This window comes from Iodobacter arcticus (assembly GCF_042664895.1).
GTDB lineage: Bacteria > Pseudomonadota > Gammaproteobacteria > Burkholderiales > Chitinibacteraceae > Iodobacter > Iodobacter arcticus.
Window position 1 is genome coordinate 14,385 of the sequence record NZ_JBHTBQ010000017.1, and the last position, 16,847, is coordinate 31,231.

22 protein-coding genes and 1 rRNA gene are annotated in these 16,847 nt (G+C 47.0%); 9 read left to right on the forward strand and 14 right to left on the reverse strand.

Features of this window, described 5'->3' with window-relative positions:
- Nucleotides 1-2: 2 nt before the first annotated feature.
- Nucleotides 3-395 carry a 30S ribosomal protein S9 gene (gene rpsI, locus ACFQNF_RS10440; RefSeq protein ID WP_046352176.1) on the reverse strand — a complete coding sequence of 131 codons (393 nt, stop codon included), beginning with the start codon at nt 393-395 and terminating at the stop codon, nt 3-5.
- Nucleotides 396-429: 34 nt separating this feature from the next.
- Nucleotides 430-858 (reverse strand): 50S ribosomal protein L13, encoded by a 429-nt coding sequence (gene rplM, locus ACFQNF_RS10445; RefSeq protein WP_046352175.1) that lies wholly within the window; start codon nt 856-858, stop codon nt 430-432.
- A gap of 328 nt (nt 859-1,186) precedes the next feature.
- On the opposite strand from rplM, the gene ACFQNF_RS10450 reads away from it, so the two are divergent.
- On the forward strand, nt 1,187-1,606 hold the full coding sequence (locus tag ACFQNF_RS10450; RefSeq protein ID WP_380187933.1) for an OsmC family protein: 420 nt from the start codon (nt 1,187-1,189) through the stop codon (nt 1,604-1,606).
- A gap of 47 nt (nt 1,607-1,653) precedes the next feature.
- Here ACFQNF_RS10450 and ACFQNF_RS10455 read toward each other — a convergent pair whose 3' ends face one another.
- Together ACFQNF_RS10455 and coq7 are read right to left on the reverse strand one after the other, a co-directional pair.
- Complete coding sequence (locus ACFQNF_RS10455) at nt 1,654-2,472, reverse strand: formate/nitrite transporter family protein (RefSeq protein ID WP_380187934.1); 819 nt, start codon at nt 2,470-2,472, stop codon at nt 1,654-1,656.
- Nucleotides 2,473-2,592: 120 nt separating this feature from the next.
- A complete protein-coding gene (gene coq7 / locus ACFQNF_RS10460; RefSeq protein ID WP_380187935.1) occupies nt 2,593-3,228 on the reverse strand; it encodes a 2-polyprenyl-3-methyl-6-methoxy-1,4-benzoquinone monooxygenase in 636 nt (211 codons plus the stop codon).
- Between the two features lie 175 nt (nt 3,229-3,403).
- Between coq7 and ACFQNF_RS10465 the strand changes: the two genes are divergently transcribed.
- The 3 genes from ACFQNF_RS10465 to ACFQNF_RS10475 all read left to right on the forward strand — a co-directional run bounded on the left by ACFQNF_RS10465 (nt 3,404) and on the right by ACFQNF_RS10475 (nt 5,309).
- On the forward strand, nt 3,404-3,973 hold the full coding sequence (locus tag ACFQNF_RS10465) for a peptidylprolyl isomerase (protein ID WP_380187936.1): 570 nt from the start codon (nt 3,404-3,406) through the stop codon (nt 3,971-3,973).
- A gap of 19 nt (nt 3,974-3,992) precedes the next feature.
- Entirely contained in the window at nt 3,993-4,496 is a 504-nt protein-coding gene (locus ACFQNF_RS10470) for a peptidylprolyl isomerase (RefSeq protein WP_293932804.1), read from the forward strand.
- A 75-nt stretch (nt 4,497-4,571) separates the two neighbouring features.
- Nucleotides 4,572-5,309, forward strand: a complete 738-nt coding sequence (locus ACFQNF_RS10475; RefSeq protein ID WP_380187937.1) for a UDP-2,3-diacylglucosamine diphosphatase — start codon at nt 4,572-4,574, stop codon at nt 5,307-5,309.
- Here ACFQNF_RS10475 and ACFQNF_RS10480 read toward each other — a convergent pair.
- From ACFQNF_RS10480 to rnhA, 6 genes are all read right to left on the reverse strand, one after another.
- Nucleotides 5,306-6,031, reverse strand: coding sequence for a substrate-binding periplasmic protein (locus tag ACFQNF_RS10480; RefSeq protein WP_380187938.1), 726 nt, complete (start codon nt 6,029-6,031; stop codon nt 5,306-5,308). The genes ACFQNF_RS10475 and ACFQNF_RS10480 overlap by 4 nt on opposite strands.
- Before the next feature lie 66 nt (nt 6,032-6,097).
- The gene (locus ACFQNF_RS10485) at nt 6,098-7,021 is read right to left on the reverse strand and encodes a bestrophin family protein (protein WP_380187939.1); all 924 of its coding nucleotides are present in this window, start codon (nt 7,019-7,021) and stop codon (nt 6,098-6,100) included.
- Nucleotides 7,022-7,274: 253 nt separating this feature from the next.
- Nucleotides 7,275-7,748 carry a 2-C-methyl-D-erythritol 2,4-cyclodiphosphate synthase gene (ispF, locus tag ACFQNF_RS10490; RefSeq protein WP_380187940.1) on the reverse strand — a complete coding sequence of 158 codons (474 nt, stop codon included), beginning with the start codon at nt 7,746-7,748 and terminating at the stop codon, nt 7,275-7,277.
- A 33-nt stretch (nt 7,749-7,781) separates the two neighbouring features.
- Nucleotides 7,782-8,462 (reverse strand): 2-C-methyl-D-erythritol 4-phosphate cytidylyltransferase, encoded by a 681-nt coding sequence (ispD, locus tag ACFQNF_RS10495; RefSeq protein WP_380187941.1) that lies wholly within the window; start codon nt 8,460-8,462, stop codon nt 7,782-7,784.
- A complete protein-coding gene (gene dnaQ, locus ACFQNF_RS10500; protein ID WP_380187942.1) occupies nt 8,459-9,175 on the reverse strand; it encodes a DNA polymerase III subunit epsilon in 717 nt (238 codons plus the stop codon). The genes ispD and dnaQ overlap by 4 nt, the downstream gene beginning before the upstream one ends.
- Nucleotides 9,175-9,618 carry a ribonuclease HI gene (gene rnhA / locus ACFQNF_RS10505; protein ID WP_380187943.1) on the reverse strand — a complete coding sequence of 148 codons (444 nt, stop codon included), beginning with the start codon at nt 9,616-9,618 and terminating at the stop codon, nt 9,175-9,177. The genes dnaQ and rnhA overlap by 1 nt, the downstream gene beginning before the upstream one ends.
- 79 nt (nt 9,619-9,697) lie before the next feature.
- On the opposite strand from rnhA, the gene ACFQNF_RS10510 reads away from it, so the two are divergent.
- Nucleotides 9,698-9,988: a hypothetical protein gene (locus ACFQNF_RS10510; protein ID WP_380187944.1), complete on the forward strand. Its 291-nt coding sequence runs from the start codon at nt 9,698-9,700 to the stop codon at nt 9,986-9,988.
- Between the two features lie 8 nt (nt 9,989-9,996).
- Here ACFQNF_RS10510 and ACFQNF_RS10515 read toward each other — a convergent pair whose 3' ends face one another.
- Entirely contained in the window at nt 9,997-10,746 is a 750-nt protein-coding gene (locus ACFQNF_RS10515) for a class I SAM-dependent methyltransferase (RefSeq protein ID WP_380187945.1), read from the reverse strand.
- A 30-nt stretch (nt 10,747-10,776) separates the two neighbouring features.
- Here ACFQNF_RS10515 and gloB point away from each other — a divergent pair, with 30 nt between their 5' ends.
- Nucleotides 10,777-11,529, forward strand: coding sequence for a hydroxyacylglutathione hydrolase (gene gloB, locus ACFQNF_RS10520; RefSeq protein WP_380187946.1), 753 nt, complete (start codon nt 10,777-10,779; stop codon nt 11,527-11,529).
- A gap of 100 nt (nt 11,530-11,629) precedes the next feature.
- Entirely contained in the window at nt 11,630-13,186 is a 1,557-nt protein-coding gene (locus ACFQNF_RS10525) for a LysM peptidoglycan-binding domain-containing protein (protein ID WP_380187947.1), read from the forward strand.
- Nucleotides 13,187-13,321: 135 nt separating this feature from the next.
- Here the strand turns inward: ACFQNF_RS10525 and ACFQNF_RS10530 are convergent, their stop codons facing one another.
- A complete protein-coding gene (locus ACFQNF_RS10530; protein WP_046352159.1) occupies nt 13,322-14,044 on the reverse strand; it encodes an LOG family protein in 723 nt (240 codons plus the stop codon).
- A gap of 338 nt (nt 14,045-14,382) precedes the next feature.
- Between ACFQNF_RS10530 and ACFQNF_RS10535 the strand changes: the two genes are divergently transcribed.
- A complete protein-coding gene (locus ACFQNF_RS10535; protein WP_380187948.1) occupies nt 14,383-14,859 on the forward strand; it encodes an SRPBCC family protein in 477 nt (158 codons plus the stop codon).
- On the opposite strand, the gene ACFQNF_RS10540 is transcribed toward ACFQNF_RS10535, so the two are convergent.
- The gene (locus ACFQNF_RS10540) at nt 14,856-15,629 is read right to left on the reverse strand and encodes an HAD-IIA family hydrolase (RefSeq protein ID WP_380187949.1); all 774 of its coding nucleotides are present in this window, start codon (nt 15,627-15,629) and stop codon (nt 14,856-14,858) included. The genes ACFQNF_RS10535 and ACFQNF_RS10540 overlap by 4 nt on opposite strands.
- A 218-nt stretch (nt 15,630-15,847) precedes the next feature.
- On the opposite strand from ACFQNF_RS10540, the gene ACFQNF_RS10545 reads away from it, so the two are divergent.
- Nucleotides 15,848-16,420: an acetate uptake transporter gene (locus tag ACFQNF_RS10545; protein ID WP_380187950.1), complete on the forward strand. Its 573-nt coding sequence runs from the start codon at nt 15,848-15,850 to the stop codon at nt 16,418-16,420.
- Nucleotides 16,421-16,512: 92 nt separating this feature from the next.
- Here the strand turns inward: ACFQNF_RS10545 and rrf are convergent.
- Nucleotides 16,513-16,626: ribosomal RNA gene (rrf, locus tag ACFQNF_RS10550) — 5S ribosomal RNA — on the reverse strand.
- Nucleotides 16,627-16,847: the final 221 nt, after the last annotated feature.

Consider the following 16,847-nt stretch of genomic DNA (forward strand, 5'->3'; position numbering starts at 1 on the left):
AATTAACGCTTGGAGAACTGTTTGCGACGACGAGCGCCGTGTAGACCCACTTTCTTACGTTCAACTTCACGAGCATCGCGAGTAACAAGACCTGCTGCTTTGAGGCTGCCTTTAAGAGCTGCATCAAATTCAATCAGGGCACGAGTTACACCGTGACGGATCGCACCGGCTTGGCCGGTTTCACCACCACCAACAACATTAACCATAATGTCGAAGGATTCGAGGTTTGCGGTCAGTTCTAGAGGCTGGCGAACGACCATGCGACTAGTTTCGCGAGGAAAGTAAGAATCAACCGGCTTGCCGTTGACTATGATATTGCCGCTACCCTTGGCAACGAACACACGAGCAACTGCGCTCTTGCGACGGCCGGTACCGTAATAGTATTTACCTACCATGATACAAATTCCTTAGTAGAAAACGCGTTAACGCTTAGATAGAAAAAGCTTTAGGTTGTTGCGCGGTGTGCGGATGTTCGCTACCTGCATAAACCTTCATCTTTTTGATCATAGCGTAGCCGAGAGGACCCTTTGGAAGCATGCCCTTAACAGCCATTTCTAGCACGCGACCCGGGAATTTTTCTTGCATCTCGGAAAAGGTGCGCTGGTAAATACCACCTGGGTGACCAGTGTGGCGGTAGTAAATTTTATCTGTTGCTTTGTTGCCGGTTACGCGGATCTTGTCTGCGTTCACCACCACGATGTGGTCACCACAGTCTACGTGAGGGGTGTACTCGGCTTTGTGCTTGCCACGCAGACGTTTAGCGACTTCAGCCGCGAGACGACCGAGAACCATATCGGTAGCATCAACAACGAACCACTCGCGCTTAACTTCGTGCGGTTTGGCAGAAAAGGTTTTCATGACTGCTCTTCCACGTTACGATTTTGAGAAAGTCGCGGATTATATCTGTACCCGCAATTACTTGTCAAATCTAGTGACTACCCATTTCGAAAATAGGCCTAGTCTAAAAAAAACGCAACCCATCTGGATTGCGTGAAATCCCACCAAAAAGGAGGATGGAGGAGACAACAACAAAGTAAAAAACACTCTGATGTTAGGGCCATTATCGCGTGAGACATAAACCATGACAAGACATTTTTTGCAACGCAAAATACGGGCCTCAAGAATAAGCATGCTGCATAGGTCATAAATCATGCGTTAAAATGCCCAACACACAGGGAGAACACCGATGAAAGTGCGCGTTAAATGGGTAGAAGAAGTGAGTTTTTTAGCTCAATCTGAATCAGGTCATGCAGTGCTGATGGACGGCCCACCCGAAGGCGGCGGCCGCAATTTAGGCCCCAGGCCTATGGAAATGGTGCTGATGGGCACGGCGGGCTGCTCCGCCTATGATGTTATCCATATTCTGAAGAAAGGCCGTGCTGACGTAAGAGATTGCGTGGTTGATGTAGATGCTGAACGCGCTGATACCGAGCCTAAAGTTTTTACCAAGATTCATCTGCATTACACCGTAACCGGTAAAGATTTAAAGCCTGAACAAGTAGAAAGAGCCATCAAATTATCTGCAGAAAAATACTGTTCTGCATCAATCATGCTGGCAAAAAGCGCTATGATTACGCATGATTTTGTGGTGATTGAGGCACAATAAAAAAACGCGCCCACGGCGCGTTTTTTGTAGAAAATGATCTAAAGTGATTAGCTTTTCTTTGCCGAAGACAACTCTTTTTGTGGTTTGGTATAAAGCCAAACATAGGGCAGCCCCACAAAAATAGCGCCCCCAACTAAATTACCCAAAGTAACAGGCACTAAGTTAGCCACGAAAAAATGACTCCATGTCACGTCAAAACCAGCCAGCATGGCAGCAGGGATAAAAAACATATTGGCAATGCTGTGCTCCATACCCAATGCCACAAAGCCCATCACAGGCAACCAGATCCCCACCATTCTGCCCAAGGTATCTTTAGCAGAATAGCCTTGCCATGTCGCGATACAGACCAAAATATTAGCCAGCACCCCACGCATAAAACTCACCATAAAGGGGTTGTCTAACTTGTGTTGCGCCATGCTCAACAGGTATTGAGTCCAAGGTTGATCTGGGGTGAATAAATCGGTTGCACTGGTATAGGCCCAAGCGGCAAAACACGCACCAATGAAATTACCTAAATATGAAACGCTCCAGACTCTCACCATCGTGAGTGGACTGACGTTTTTGCGCCATAAAGCCACCACTTGAGTCGCACAATTGGAGGTAAATAAATCTGCCCCGGTCAAAACAACCGCAATAAAACCCAAGGGAAAAACCATCCCGAAGAGCAATTTCACTATACCGGGGTTACTTGCCTGCAAGCCCGGCGCGCCCCCAGCAACCACTAGCGCCAACAAGCCCCCAAGCCCAATATATACCCCACCCATAATCGCCATAACCAGCAAGCGACCGAAGGGAAGTGCGGCTTTTTCTGACGCGGCATGATCAACATAATCAACCACCTGCGCAGGTGAATTCATTTCAGACATAAAAGGCCCCAGATAACGTAAATCGTTACTTAGCGTTATATCTGTAAGCCTAAAGGCAAATCTGTAAACAATTTACCTGTCATACACCCTATTTAAATTTGCTCTGATTTAGCTCAACATTTACAGCCGATAAGAAAGTGAAGTCATCACAATTGAGCTGAGTTTCATCGCTTTTGCCACAGGAAATGGCAGAGAAGCTGCACCCAGCTCCTCGGCTTTTTCTGCATGCTGAGTTTCATCAATATGCATCTGGGCCACAATCGCCCGGCTCTTGGCGTCTTGCTCTGGTAACTGGCTAAGATGAGATTGCAAATGAGCCGCAACTTGGCGCTCGGTTTCCGCCAAAAAGCCCAAATTCCATTTATCCCCAATCACGCCTGCCGTTACTCCGATTGCTAAAGAGCCTGCATACCACAGCGGATTAAGCAGACTTTTATGGCTACCTAAATCGGCAATACGCGCTTCGGTCCAAGCTAAATGCTCGACTTCCTCGTGCGCAGCCTCACGTAGAGCATCACGAGTCGCAGGATCACGCGCCGTTAAGGCTTGGCCTTGATAAAGCGCCTGTGCACACACTTCACCGCAATGATTTACCCGCATCAAGCCTGCCGCATGCTGCTTTTCTACAGCACTCATTTCAATCTCTGTAACGCCCTCATCAGGGTGAGGACGCACGCTCTGTGCGGAGGCCGCAAGAGTGCGTAGTACGGTATCAAACTCAGAAATAAACTGATCTAGTGAAGGGAGTTTCAGCATGAGGGTATCGATCCATAGAATACCGCGATTTTACCCCATAAATAGGCATAAACCACGACAATTACCGAGCAAACCAACGGGGTAATACTGGATTTGAGCGAGGTAACGAGCGCTAACGACGCGTGCTATAATTGCGCGAAATTTCGCCCTTTAATCACTCCCTTGGAAAAACACGATGAAACGTCTTGTTGTTGCAGCAAGCCTTGTTCTAGCCAGCGTAAGCGCTTTTGCCGCCAATCCGCAGGTTGAATTGATCACATCTAAAGGTAAAGTGGTGATCGAGCTTTATCCAGAAAAAGCCCCTCTGACTGTGGCAAATTTCTTGCAATATGTTAAAGACAAGCAATACGACGGTACTATTTTTCACCGCGTGATTCGTGATTTTATGATTCAAGGTGGTGGCATGGATGAGAAAATGGCCGAAAAGCCAACTCGCCCATCTGTTAAAAATGAAGCAAAAATCGCCTTTGAAAAAGGCTTAAAAAACGATCGTGGCACCATCGCCATGGCCAGAACAGCCGATCCTGATTCGGCCACTGCACAGTTTTTTATTAATTCAAAAAATAACGACTTTCTAAACTACCCAAGCCGTGATGGCTTTGGTTACACCGTATTTGGCAAAGTCATTTCTGGCCTGCCGGTAGTCGATCAAATCAGTGTTAGCCCAACAGCAGCTGGCGATGTGCCAGTAAGCACCATTACCATTCAATCAGCCCGCGAGCTTGGCAAAAAGTCAGGCAAATAACATTCAAAAAGGAAGCATCATGAGCAATGTAAAACTCACCACTACTTTTGGCGATATCATCGTTGAACTCAACGCAGAAAAAGCACCGTTGACTGTGGCTAATTTCTTGCAATATGTAGAAGAAGGTCATTACGACGGTACGATTTTTCACCGCATTATTGATGGTTTTATGGTGCAAGGCGGTGGTTTTGCGCCTGGTATGGACGAAAAGAAAGAAGGCCGTGCTCCAATTAAAAACGAAGCCGCTAATGGCCTGAAAAACGACGCCTACACCCTAGCAATGGCGCGTACTCCTGACCCACATTCAGCTTCTTCCCAATTCTTTATTAACGTTGCCAATAATGACTTCCTGAACTACCAAAGCGCAACGGCACAGGGCTTTGGCTACTGCGTATTTGCCAAGGTTATCGAAGGTAAAGAAGTCGTTGATCAACTAAAAAACGTCAAAACAGGCAGCAAAGGCTTTCACCAAGATGTGCCTAAAGAAGATGTAATGATTATTAAGGCTGAAGTTTTAGCTTAATGATTTAATGGTTTTGGGCGCTGGCATGGCCAGCGCCGCCCCGCCCCTTTGGGCTAACTTGCCCAGCCTAGATTTATGCCATCGCCCACTTTATTTATCTCTGATCTCCACCTGTCACCGGAAGACCCGGCCACGACAGTGGCTTTTCATGCCTTTTTACAAGGCCCAGCAAGCAGCGCCAGCGCCTTGTATATCTTGGGGGATTTATTTGAATTCTGGATCGGCGATGATGGCCTAGATGAAGCATTTAATGCCGAAATTGTGACGGCAATTGCCCAATTGGCAGATCAAGGCGTTAAAGTTTTCTTTTTAGCTGGCAACCGAGATTTTTTACCGGGCACTCGCTTTGCTGCTGCAGCCAAGCTCAGCATCTTACCTGACCCTAGCCTGATTCATATTAACGGGCAAACCCTGCTGATTGCCCACGGCGATGCACTTTGCACCGATGATCTTGCTTATCAGCGCTTTCGCCGTATCGTCAGGCATCCCCTAGTACAAACCCTGTTTCTAGCCCTGCCACGACGTTGGCGGCAAGGTCAGGTCGAAAAGCTACGCCAGCGCTCTAAAGCATCTAATCAAATGAAGCGTAGCGAAATTATGGATGTCAACGAAGAGGCCATAGAGCAACTGATGGCACAGCACCACGTCCAAACCCTGATTCATGGCCATACTCATCGCCCTGCACTGCACAAGCTTGCATGCGGACAACGCTGGGTGTTGCCCGATTGGTACCAAGGAAAAGGCGGCTATCTAAAGGCAGATGCAGAAGGATTTAAAATGCTGACGCTCGATAAAGAAGCATTCCCAGTTTAGGGTGCCTCGTAACGATATTTTTTTTCAAGTGCCTCAATACTGCCATCCTTGCGCATTTTTTCTAAAACTTTTCGCCAGCGCAGCACATCTTGCTGAGGCATTTTTAATGAAGCCGCCACATACAAGGTTGTGCGCATGAGTACCTCTCCACGCACCAAATCTTCCGCCGCCAAGCCCGCCTCTCTTTGTGCATAAAGCGCCGTATTCCAAGAAGCCACCCAAGCACCAATCCGCCCTGCGGCAAGCTTTTTAGCATTAGTTGCCTCCATGGGTACCCCATCGATCGTGGCAGAAATAAACGCTGTAGCCAGCCCCTCTCCAACAGAATTGCGCATCACCCCGATAACCAGTCTCTCCGCCTGCTCGCGGCTTAAAGGCCGTGCCTGATGCTTTTTATGACTAATCAGCACAAACACCTCATCCATTAAAGGTGCCACCCATTGATATTTATCTTCGCGAGAGGCCACCCGGCCCAGCGGAGTAACAAGAATGTCTGATCCTTGCATTGTCACTGCCATCGCGCGGGCAAAAGGCATCACGCTTACCGCTGTAGACTCATTTAATCGCTTGGCCGCTTCCTGGAGTATTTCAACCGCAAGACCGCTACCTCCTCCGGCACCGCTCGTTGCAAAAGGAGGTACTTCAGCCCCCACCAGTTGCACGCCATCTGCTGGGCAGGCCAAGAATAAAGAAAACAGTAAGCTGCATCGCCTTGCGTACATAGCCAGCCTTTTTCATCCAAAGCGCATCCAATACCGATAACCCGCTCATTAAAGCAGGAGAGTGACTTAATCCAGAATATAATTTTTCTGCGGTAAACACGCAGGCGGTAGAGTGGTCTCTCCACGCATTTCTAAAAGGCTACGCTCGATGGTGCGGCAAATGGCATTCAGTGCTAAATCATTGGGCTCGAAACCAAAGGGCAACTCTAAAGAGCTTGCGATATTTTCTAGCGCCATAAAAGTATAGGCAATAAACACTGTAATTAATGGTGTAAGAACACCACAGCTATCCACCAGCCCCAAGGGCAATAAAATACAATACATATAAATAGTACGGTGAATCAGTACACTGTAGGCATAAGGAATAGGCGTAGTCATAATTCGCTCGCAGCCACCTTGAATATCAGATAAATGATTTAAGTTTGCATCCATAGACTGAAACAAAATAACGTCTATTTTTCCTGTACGATACCAAACAGATAAATACTGAGCCAATTGCACTAAAACCATTGAAGGAATATAACGCACAACACTTAACTCTTTTGCCAGTGGATAAGGCAATAAACGATACAAATCAGAGCGAGGATCGGTACAGCGTAGCTGGTGATTTAAAGCGTAAGCGAAAGCTTGTAATAATTGAGAAAACTCATGCAACTCAGCATGATCGGCAGGTAAAGAGGTCATCGACATAGCCTGCCTTTGCAAAGATCTGGCATTAATCAGCAACGCGCCCCAAAGCTTTCTTGCCTCCCAATAGCGCTCATAACTCGAGCTATTTCTAAATCCCAGAAAAATAGCTAAAGCAAGACCAATTAAGCTAAAAGCACCTACAGATAATTGCAAACCAAAGCCTTGAGTAAAGCGATGAAAAATCACCACCACCAAGGCACAGCTTAATACCAACATCAATCGTGGAAAAATAGCGGGCAAAATCGATCCTCGCCAAGCAAATAAGAGGCGAAACCAATGTACAGGGGGATGGACAATCATTACAGGCACTTTCTTTGATGAAATAAGCGCGTTCAGGATACGCTTAAAGAAAAGCATAAAAAAGGCAAAAGAATACCAATAAATTTGAATCAATATGATTGTTATTTATAACTTCTAATAATTTAAATGTTAAACAATTAATTGGTAGATCGAAACAATTAATAAGCAAGTAATACGATATAAACTTGCTATTTGAATTGTGAATTCATCACCTCATAAAAAGGCATCACGGCAAGGCCGCAATGCCTTTGTTTTACACAGCAAGTAGCAGGCACACCGCCTGTGCTTCCACAGATTCTGAAGCACCCACTGGCCCTAATTTTTCATAGGTCTTGGCTTTTACATTCACTTGCCCTAGCGCCACACCCAAATCACTGGCGATATTGGCCACCATTGCCACAATATGCGGAGCCATTTTAGGTTGCTGAATTAAGATAGATGCATCCACATTGCCAATCTGCCAGCCCACCTCCCGCACACGGCGCACCGCTTCTCGCAGCAAGACACGACTATCTGCCCCTTTAAACTCAGCCGCCGTATCAGGAAAATGCCGGCCAATATCACCTAAGCCCGCGCCCCCTAAAACCGCATCGGTAATGGCATGCAGTAGGGCATCAGCGTCTGAATGGCCTAACAGGCCCTTATCAAAAGGAATATGCACCCCACCCAAAATTAATTTACGCCCTTCTACCAGACGATGTACGTCCCAACCTTGCCCTATTCTCATTGTTTTCTCTGTGTTGTTTAGCAGATTTCCACTTTATGCTTCTCTAGCAGCAGCCGCCAAAATCAGCTCAGCCAAGCGTAAATCTTGTGGATAAGTCACTTTTAAATTCCACGGGCTGCCCATGATTAATTTGGGCTGCAAGCCGAGTTTTTCTAAAGCACTCGCTTCATCGGTAATATCCGGCCCCATTCCTATCGCCAAGGCATGAGCCAATTGCACTACGCGGAACATTTGTGGCGTTTGGGCTTGCCATAAACCATCCCTTGGGTGGGTATGTGCAATATGTTGGCCTGCCTGCGCCAGCTTTAAAGTATCTGCCACCGGCACGGCCAGAATACCGCCTACGGGATGGTTGGCCAGCTCAGCAATCATTTGGCTGACCAAGGCAGGGTCTAAGCAGGGCCGCGCGGCATCATGTACCAAGACCCAGTCATCAGGCCCTTGCAATGCGTGCAAGCCATTGAGCACCGATTCGGCACGGCTAGCCCCGCCACAGCGCAGCACATCTAGGCGCTTGAACTCGCTCCAATCAAAGCTACCCCACCATTCATCTTCCGGCGAGATCACCACTACAATACGATCCAACTCGGCGACCTTGACTAAGGCAGACAGGGTATGCCAAATCAGCGGCTTACCCGCCAGATCGAGGTATTGCTTAGGCGTGACCGACACCATGCGTGAACCACTGCCCGCTGCAGGAATCAGCGCGATCATTCGCTTTTTTCCAGCTGCCGCCACAGGCACTCGCCCTTCACGCTTTTATCTAATGCAGCAAGATACGCCTCATGCTCGGCTCGCTCTTCTGGCGTCGCCGTAATAATGCGTAATGGCTTGCGATTACTTTTAGCAAAAGCCAGTGCCGCATCATTGCCCGCATAGGGGTCAAAATCAATCAGCAGGCTGTCTTGACCACGCGTCAGGCCCAAATACACTTCGGACAATAACTCGCAATCGATCAGCGCGCCGTGCAGAGTACGGTTACTGCGGTCGATATCAAAGAAATCGCACAGGGCGTCCAGATTATTACGCTTGCCTGGCCGCTGATCTTTGGCCATTGCCAAGGTGTCGATCACATTATCAACATGATCTTTAAACTTGCCGCGACCAATCTTGGCCAATTCCATATTCAAAAAGGCCACATCAAAGGGCGCGTTATGAATAATGATTTCGGCACCGGCAATAAAGTCGAGGAACTCGTCAGCAATCTGCGCAAACTTGGGCTTATCCGACAGAAACTCGGTGGTTAAGCCGTGCACATTCAGCGCGCCCTCTTCACTATCCCGGCCCGGGTTGATATAGCAGTGAAAATGCCGATCAGACGACGAAAGACGCCGGTCTATCATTTCTACCGCAGCAATTTCCAAAATACGATTACCGTCCTCAACCCGCAGACCGGTTGTTTCGGTATCAAGAATAATTTGCCGCATCAGCCGCGCCCCAGCGCAACTTCTACGCCTTTATTTGCTAGCTGATCGGCGCGCTCATTGCCTTCGTGCCCTGCATGGCCCTTCACCCAGCACCATTCAATCTGGTGCTGGGCCTGTGCCGCATCCAGCTCGCGCCATAAATCGGCATTTTTAACCGGCTGCTTGGCTGCCGTTTTCCAGCCGTTTTTCTTCCAGCCATGAATCCATGTGCTGATACCATTTTTAACATACTGTGAGTCTGTCCAAATCACCACTTCACAGGGGCGGCTTAAAATACCCAGCGCTTTAATCACGCCCATTAATTCCATGCGATTATTGGTCGTATCCAACTCACCGCCACATAATTCTTTTTGTTTATCACCATACTGTAACCAAGCTCCCCAACCACCGGGGCCGGGATTACCTTTACACGCGCCATCGGTGTAAATCACTACTTTATTCATGCTTATTTCCTGGAAAAACGTACCATTAGACCTACACCCGCAAAGCTCAATACACACCCATTATTTTGGAAAACACGCTATGAAACGATACCTTTTTCTCATCACTCTATTATTTAGTCAGGCCGCATTTGCAGCCCCTTTTTGTCCTTGGCCTGTACCTAATAGTGAAACCAAGCGCTTTATTAATCTTACCGTGGTGCAAATCGTCGATATCAACGACGAGGAGCTGCGTATCGCTTTTGGCGGCGGCAATTTTGGCAATGGGCATGAAATTAAACTCGCCATCAAAACTCGGGCAGAAGGCTTGAAGATTTTACAAGAAATGAGCGAAGCTGCGCGCCGCTGCGATCAGCCCAGTCCCCGTAATTAACGATCCGCTTATTTTTTAAGCTGCGTTTTCTCCGGCTGAAGTTCTTTTTCTAAAACATTACTCTTATCAACGCCTGCCACAGTCACCGCCCCAGCCACCGCAGGCACCGTCCGCCACTTTGGTCCAATTAAACGCATGCCATGCACCCGTTTCACCATATCTAGGCAATACACGCCGCCTGCAGCTGGCCACCAGCGATCCCCTGCGTCTTCTAAAAATCGGCTTCTGGAGAGCCATTTTTCTCTTTGTACTGGCAAGCCATAGCAAAGAAACTCACCTCGTATGGTTTCAAAGCCTAGCAAGCTCAGCCAATCTTTGAGCCTAGGCAAAGCCACAAAATTGCCACGCCAAGGCGCAGGATTTACCCCGTTTTTTAATCGGCGTAGACCCCATAAGCTCCAAGGATTAAACCCCGTAATTAATAAACGGCCTTCTGGCATTAATACGCGCTCAGCCTCCCGTAATACCGCTTGCGGATTGGCTGCAAAATCCAGCACATGGGGCAGGATAAGCAAATCAATACTCTGATTAGCAAAAGGGAGTGCTTCACCCATACAGCGCAAAGCCACACCAGCGCTTTGCCCGGCGTGTAAACGCCATGCCATTCGGTTAGCGCGCAGGCAATCGAGCTGCGGCAATTCAAGCTGCACCGCCTTATAACCAAAAATATCGGTAACTGTGCGGTCGTACCAATCCATCTCCGCACTAGCCAAATAGTGACCTAATGGGGTAGCGAGCCAATCTGCGAAGTGGTTCAATCGAGCATCAACATTTAAAGGCATTCTTTTATGATCCGCATCAGCGCTGTGCCGATTTTCGAAGACAATTATATCTGGGTTTTGCAGCAGGGCCGTTATGCCATTGCAGTAGACCCTGGCGATGCGCTCCCCTTAATCCATTATCTCAAAGAAAATCAGTTAGAACTGGCGGGGGTTTTGATTACTCACCACCATCATGATCATGTCGATGGCCTGCCCGTGCTCTGGTCACATTACCAGATGCCTGTATTCGGACCCGCCGGCATCAAAAATGTTTCCAAGCCCGTGCAAGATGGCGAAACATTACATCTGCTCGGTACAGATTTTAAAGTAATGGCGGTGCCGGGACATACCTTGGATCATTTGGCCTACCTAGGCGTAGACGCGCTCTTTTGTGGCGACACCTTGTTTGCAGGTGGCTGTGGACGGCTATTTGAAGGCTCTGCCGCGCAAATGTATGCATCATTGCAGCGCTTTGCCGCACTTCCTGATCACACTCTTGTTTGCTGTGCCCACGAATACACACTGGCTAATCTCAAGTTCGCCCTTGCAGTAGAGCCTGATAATTTAGCGCTGCAAGAGCGGATACAAAGTGATACTGCACTACTTGAGCAAGCGCTTCCTACCTTGCCATCAAGCATAGGCAAGGAAAAAGCCAGCAATCCCTATTTACGTTGCAATCAAGTCGATGTGATTCATGCAGCCCAACAGCAAAATCCGCAGGCAGAGACCGCCGTAGATGTTTTTGCTGCACTGCGCAAGTGGAAAGATAACTTCCGTTGATTTCAAAGGAATATCTGCCATTAAGCATAAACAGATTGACAAGACTAGACAGCAGCGGCAGCATCGCTCGATTATTTGTATTTATTAAGCGCAGGTACCCATGAAACAACGCATCCTTGTTGGCCTTATCTCAGGTTTCTGTTCCTTGGGTTCGTACGCTGATACCCTAGCTCCCATCAAAATCGATTACCAGCTGCACAATCCCAATTTTATCCTGCAAGACGACACGCATCGCACCATCGACGCGCTGTTTTCTGAAGTAGTCAGCGCACCAGAGTACGCCGATTTATGGGCGCGTGTCCGTACAGGATTTACCATTCCAGAGCTGGATCATCAATTGGTCAGCAAATGGGAAAACTACTACGCCAGCCGCCCAGAATATCTAAACCGCATTATTAAACGCGGCACCCCCTACTTGTATTATGTGGTAAATGAAGTTGAAAAACGCGGCATGCCCATGGAAATCGCGCTTTTACCCATGATTGAATCTGCCTTCAACCCAAGGGCAGAATCATCGGTAAAAGCAGCAGGAATGTGGCAGTTTATGCCCGCCACTGGCAAAGACTACGGATTAGAGCGTACATGGTGGTATGACGGCCGCCGCGACGTGGTAGCAGCCACCAGTGCCGCTCTGGACTACCTAAGCGGTAGTTACAGCCAGTTTGGCGACTGGCAGCTTGCCTTGGCTTCTTATAACTGGGGTCCAACGGCTGTGGCACGTGCCGTAGCTAAAAATGAAGCCGCCAGCCTTGGCACGCAGTTTATTGATTTACGCATGCCAGACGAAACGCGTAACTACGTGCCCAAGCTGCTAGCAGTGCGCAATATCATCGCCAATCCTAGCGCCTATGGCGTGACACTCGAATCCCTGCCTAATAAGCCTTACTTTGCCACGCTCACCGTCGGCAAGCATATGGATGTAAAAGTCGCTGCTGAGCTGGCCGAAACACCGGTAGAAGAGCTCTTACGACTCAACCCGGGTTTTATTCGCCCAGTGATTGCCTATAAAGATGATCGCTCCTTAGTCTTACCCATCGCAAAAGTAGCAATTTTCCAAAAGAATCTAGCTGACTACGACAAGCCCCTGCTCAATTGGCAGCCTTATGTCACCAAGCAAGGCGAATCTTTTGAGCAACTTGCCACTGTATTTGGCGTTGCTGCTAACGAGCTAAAAGAAATCAATGATATCGGTGGCCGTGAGCGTATTGCCCGCGGGCAAACGATCCTAGTGCCTAAAATCACGGGATTAGATGTGTCTGATCGACAAACCCTCACCGCCTTAGCTGCAAACCGTGCAGCAGAGCCCGTTGATACCGGAGCAAACGACAAGCCTCATGCACCCGTGCTAGCCAGTGCTGAGCATCGGGTCACTAAAGGTGACACCGTATACAATATTGCTAAGCGCTATGGAATGAATGTAGCGCTACTGCAAGCCATGAATAAAGCAGAAGATGGGCAAATACAAGTCGGGCAAATTTTACGTGTATCCGTGAAACGCCAGAGCGTAGCAGCTGGTAAGGATGGCCGTGAATATATCGCCAAACGCGGTGATACCTTTGCATCCATTTCAAAGCGTTATAAAGTGGCTACCGCGGATTTAAAAAAATGGAATAGCGTAAAGTCCATTCAGGCTGGCACAAAGCTTGTTATCTATTAAGACTCTCCGAGCGACGGGCTATTTAGCCCGCAGCGCTAAATAATAAAAATAAATAAACAAAGCCCTCGATCATTTGAGGGCTTTGTTATTTAACAACATGCAGTATCTGATACTCAACTGAGCTTGGCACACCATTTAATTATTTAATAATGCCCCCATCATTTGCCATTCTTCATGATGCTCGCGAATCAGCTGTACCGCATCTTCGATCGTATCAACCACAATCGGAATCTGCATATCCACTTCACTGGCTAATCCGGCATTATTTTCAACCATATAGCGCCGCGCCCAATCAACCTGCTCGTGCCACATTTCCCCCACCAGAATCAAGGGCGTATCGTAGAGCTTACGAACCTGAATCAATTGCCACACCATCGCTAGCTCTAATAAAGTACCAATCCCGCCCGAAGTCACAATAAAAGCATTAGAGCGCAAAATAAAATGATGTAAACGGGAAAAAAATGTTTTGTGCTCGTAAACCTTACCTACAAAATCGTTTACATTTTGCTCAAAATCTAAATCAACCCGAATACCTACTGAAGCTTCAGGGCGATCAGGCGCACCATCTCTCGCGCCTTCATTCGCTGCCTGCATCAAGCCAGGCCCACCACCAGTCACAATACGGCACCCCATTGCAGCTAATTCGCTAGCCAGTTGTTTAACGGCCTCATACGATGAAGACCCCTCCTGAATACGTGCCGAGCCGAAAATAGTAACGTGATAATCCGGCGTATGTGCAGGGCGTAAACGTGCTAATTCATCGACTACATCCCACAGTTTGAGCACGGCATCGCCGACAATATCTAAAGCTTGCTCATCATCAATCACGCCAATCGGTTTATTATTTGGATTTATCATTTTTTTTATCCCATGCAACACACTAAAGATATGAACGAACTATCACTGCACAACATTAATAATTAGAAAATTAATCCCCTATAAAAATCAGAATTATCTTTCAAAATGGCCTTCACTTTGCATTATCACAAATGAATTTTTATAAGAATCAAATGCTATCCACACTAAATTATATACACATAAAAATAATTATCCAAAGTACAATTACAGCTACAATTTATATTGTTTGATCACAGATCACTGCAACACACCCCATATCTGCAGAGCTTGAAATAAATGCTACTGTTCAATGAGTGAAGCACGGCATTCGCTATACTAGCGGTTTAAGGAGAGTTATTTTGCAACTAGAACACTTGGTCGCGGTTAATGACCCGTCTAACGATTTTTCCCTGAGCAGAGCAACGCTCTGGCAAGGTTTAGTACTGCGTGCAGAAGCGCCTGATCTATTTATGGCCCATGTGGACAGCGTAGAAGTTATCGAACGTAGCGATATCCATCTACTGCGAAAAATCACCATTGGCGCGATGCAAATTCAAGATCGAATTCATTTAGTCAATGAATTGCATGTGCGCTACGATACCGAGCCCAGCGATCAACATGCGGGCGGCACTTTGCTTATGAAAATTGAAGAGCCCGAAAGCAATATGCTATTTGTACGTTTTCATTACCAAACGCCAATGGATGATCAAGGAGAGGAAGAAGAGTACGCAAAATTCCTAAAAGCCGCCTGGCAGCAGACCGATTTAGAAACCATTAGAAAAATTCGTGAATTAGCTGCAGAAGGCCGGTTTGATGCCCCGGCCACCCCAGCCTAAAGCGCAGTAAAATCAATTTCACCGACATGATTAAACACATAATCCGGCTTATACGGAAATTGTTCGATCATCTCGGTGTTTGATACCCCAGAAAGCACCAAGGCCGTTTTCATTCCTGCCTCCATACCCCCTACAATATCCGTATCCATTCTATCGCCAATCATCAATGTGTCTTCTGGATGCACTCCCAATTTACGTGTCGCCAGTGTCATCATTAAAGCATTGGGCTTACCCACAATATATGGCATCTTGCCAGTAGCCGCTGAAATCGCAGCAAGAATCGTCCCAGCGGCAGGCTCGCTGCCACCACCTTCAACCGGATCAATCATATCGGGGTTGGTGCCAATAAATTTAGCGCCACCATTAATAAAACGTACCGCTTTTTTCATCTGATCAAAATTAAAACTACTCGATTTCGCCACCACCACATAATCAGGTTTACTTTCAGAAATAGAAAAACCTACATTATAAAGCTCGTTAATTAACCCCCCACCGCCAATAATAAAAACAGTGGCACGCTCTTTTTGACTACGCAAAAACATCGCCGTAGCCATGGCACTGGTAATAAAATTCTCTTCGCTCAAGCCATGAATACCCAGTGCTTCCAGCTTTAGCTTTAAATCGAGCGGCGTTTGCTCTGCATTATTAGTCAAAAACAAAAAGGGCAGCTTGCTACTTAATAAACGCTGAACAAATTCATTTGCACCAGGGATTAATTGCTTGCCGCGATAAATCACGCCATCCATATCAGAAATAATACTTTTAACCATTTCCCTCTCCTTATTAATTACCATCCTTAGCATATTTAAGCTTACTCTTACCCACCATTTATTAACAGGCAAATACCAAGCACACACAACTTAATCAATAAAAACAGACGCATAGCACCGTTTATAGAGTAAATACTGCCAAGTTAATCTAAGCCAAATTTTTCCAAGGTGAAGCTCGGTATAATCGCGCCTCTTTAAAAATTTCAACAGAACTTAATATGTCCCAGACCGTCCACATTCAAGACCAAACCGCCAATCCAGCGCCATTAGGATTACTTGGGTTTGGCATGACCACCGTGCTGCTTAATCTGCACAACGCAGGAATCATCGAACTCAGCGCAATGATCTTAGCTATGGGCATTTTCTATGGAGGCATAGCCCAAGTTATTGCAGGTATTATGGAATGGAAGAAAGGAAATACCTTTGGCACCGTTGCATTCACCTCATACGGCATGTTCTGGCTTACTTTGGTAGCACTACTGCTCCTACCCAAGCTAGGCCTTGCAGAAGCCAGCTCCGCTAATAGCATGACTGCCTATCTCGGCATGTGGGGCATCTTTACCGCATTTTTATTTATTGGCACACTCAAGCTAAATAAAGCCACCCAATTTATTTTTGGATCACTCACGATTCTTTTTGCCTTATTAGCCATTGGCGATTACACAGGCAGCCCAGTTATTAAACAAATCGCAGGGATTGAAGGAATTATTTGCGGCGCCTCAGCTATTTATACAGCAATGGCCCAAATACTTAATGAAATGTATGGAAAAACAATATTACCACTAGATTAACAATGTAAAACCCAAACAAAAAGCCCCGATATCAAACGATATCGGGGCTATTTTTGGTGCTGAACAAATCTTAGATTTGCTCAATATAAGGTGTCTGGTAATGACCTACTTTCACACAGGTAATCTGCACTATCATCGGCGCTAAGGTGTTTCACTGTCCTGTTCGGGATGGGAAGGAGTGGGGCCGCCTTGCTATGGTCACCAGACTTAAACGGTGTAACTGCCTGCTTGTGTTACTCAGCAAACAATTTAATTCGATCTATAAAAACAACTGCTTCACTAATAGCAAAACCCCCGCCTCTTTCGAGTACGGGGGTTCTGTTTACAGCATCTTTACTACTTTAACGTGCGAATCTTTGATTCGCTCAGTAAGGGGGTGTCTGGCAATGACCTACTTTCACACAGGTAATCTGCACTATCATCGGCG

Excerpts from the sequence above, each read along its gene's own strand:
- rpsI (WP_046352176.1), bottom strand. The coding sequence starts at position 395 with ATGGTAGGTAAATACTATTACGGTACCGGCCGTCGCAAGAGCGCAGTT.
- rplM (WP_046352175.1), bottom strand. The coding sequence starts at position 858 with ATGAAAACCTTTTCTGCCAAACCGCACGAAGTTAAGCGCGAGTGGTTC.
- ACFQNF_RS10450 (WP_380187933.1), top strand. The coding sequence starts at position 1,187 with ATGAAAGTGCGCGTTAAATGGGTAGAAGAAGTGAGTTTTTTAGCTCAA.
- ACFQNF_RS10455 (WP_380187934.1), bottom strand. The coding sequence starts at position 2,472 with ATGTCTGAAATGAATTCACCTGCGCAGGTGGTTGATTATGTTGATCAT.
- coq7 (WP_380187935.1), bottom strand. The coding sequence starts at position 3,228 with ATGCTGAAACTCCCTTCACTAGATCAGTTTATTTCTGAGTTTGATACC.
- ACFQNF_RS10465 (WP_380187936.1), top strand. The coding sequence starts at position 3,404 with ATGAAACGTCTTGTTGTTGCAGCAAGCCTTGTTCTAGCCAGCGTAAGC.
- ACFQNF_RS10470 (WP_293932804.1), top strand. The coding sequence starts at position 3,993 with ATGAGCAATGTAAAACTCACCACTACTTTTGGCGATATCATCGTTGAA.
- ACFQNF_RS10475 (WP_380187937.1), top strand. The coding sequence starts at position 4,572 with ATGCCATCGCCCACTTTATTTATCTCTGATCTCCACCTGTCACCGGAA.
- ACFQNF_RS10480 (WP_380187938.1), bottom strand. The coding sequence starts at position 6,031 with ATGTACGCAAGGCGATGCAGCTTACTGTTTTCTTTATTCTTGGCCTGC.
- ACFQNF_RS10485 (WP_380187939.1), bottom strand. The coding sequence starts at position 7,021 with ATGATTGTCCATCCCCCTGTACATTGGTTTCGCCTCTTATTTGCTTGG.
- ispF (WP_380187940.1), bottom strand. The coding sequence starts at position 7,748 with ATGAGAATAGGGCAAGGTTGGGACGTACATCGTCTGGTAGAAGGGCGT.
- ispD (WP_380187941.1), bottom strand. The coding sequence starts at position 8,462 with ATGATCGCGCTGATTCCTGCAGCGGGCAGTGGTTCACGCATGGTGTCG.
- dnaQ (WP_380187942.1), bottom strand. The coding sequence starts at position 9,175 with ATGCGGCAAATTATTCTTGATACCGAAACAACCGGTCTGCGGGTTGAG.
- rnhA (WP_380187943.1), bottom strand. The coding sequence starts at position 9,618 with ATGAATAAAGTAGTGATTTACACCGATGGCGCGTGTAAAGGTAATCCC.
- ACFQNF_RS10510 (WP_380187944.1), top strand. The coding sequence starts at position 9,698 with ATGAAACGATACCTTTTTCTCATCACTCTATTATTTAGTCAGGCCGCA.
- gloB (WP_380187946.1), top strand. The coding sequence starts at position 10,777 with ATGATCCGCATCAGCGCTGTGCCGATTTTCGAAGACAATTATATCTGG.
- ACFQNF_RS10525 (WP_380187947.1), top strand. The coding sequence starts at position 11,630 with ATGAAACAACGCATCCTTGTTGGCCTTATCTCAGGTTTCTGTTCCTTG.
- ACFQNF_RS10530 (WP_046352159.1), bottom strand. The coding sequence starts at position 14,044 with ATGATAAATCCAAATAATAAACCGATTGGCGTGATTGATGATGAGCAA.
- ACFQNF_RS10540 (WP_380187949.1), bottom strand. The coding sequence starts at position 15,629 with ATGGTTAAAAGTATTATTTCTGATATGGATGGCGTGATTTATCGCGGC.
- ACFQNF_RS10545 (WP_380187950.1), top strand. The coding sequence starts at position 15,848 with ATGTCCCAGACCGTCCACATTCAAGACCAAACCGCCAATCCAGCGCCA.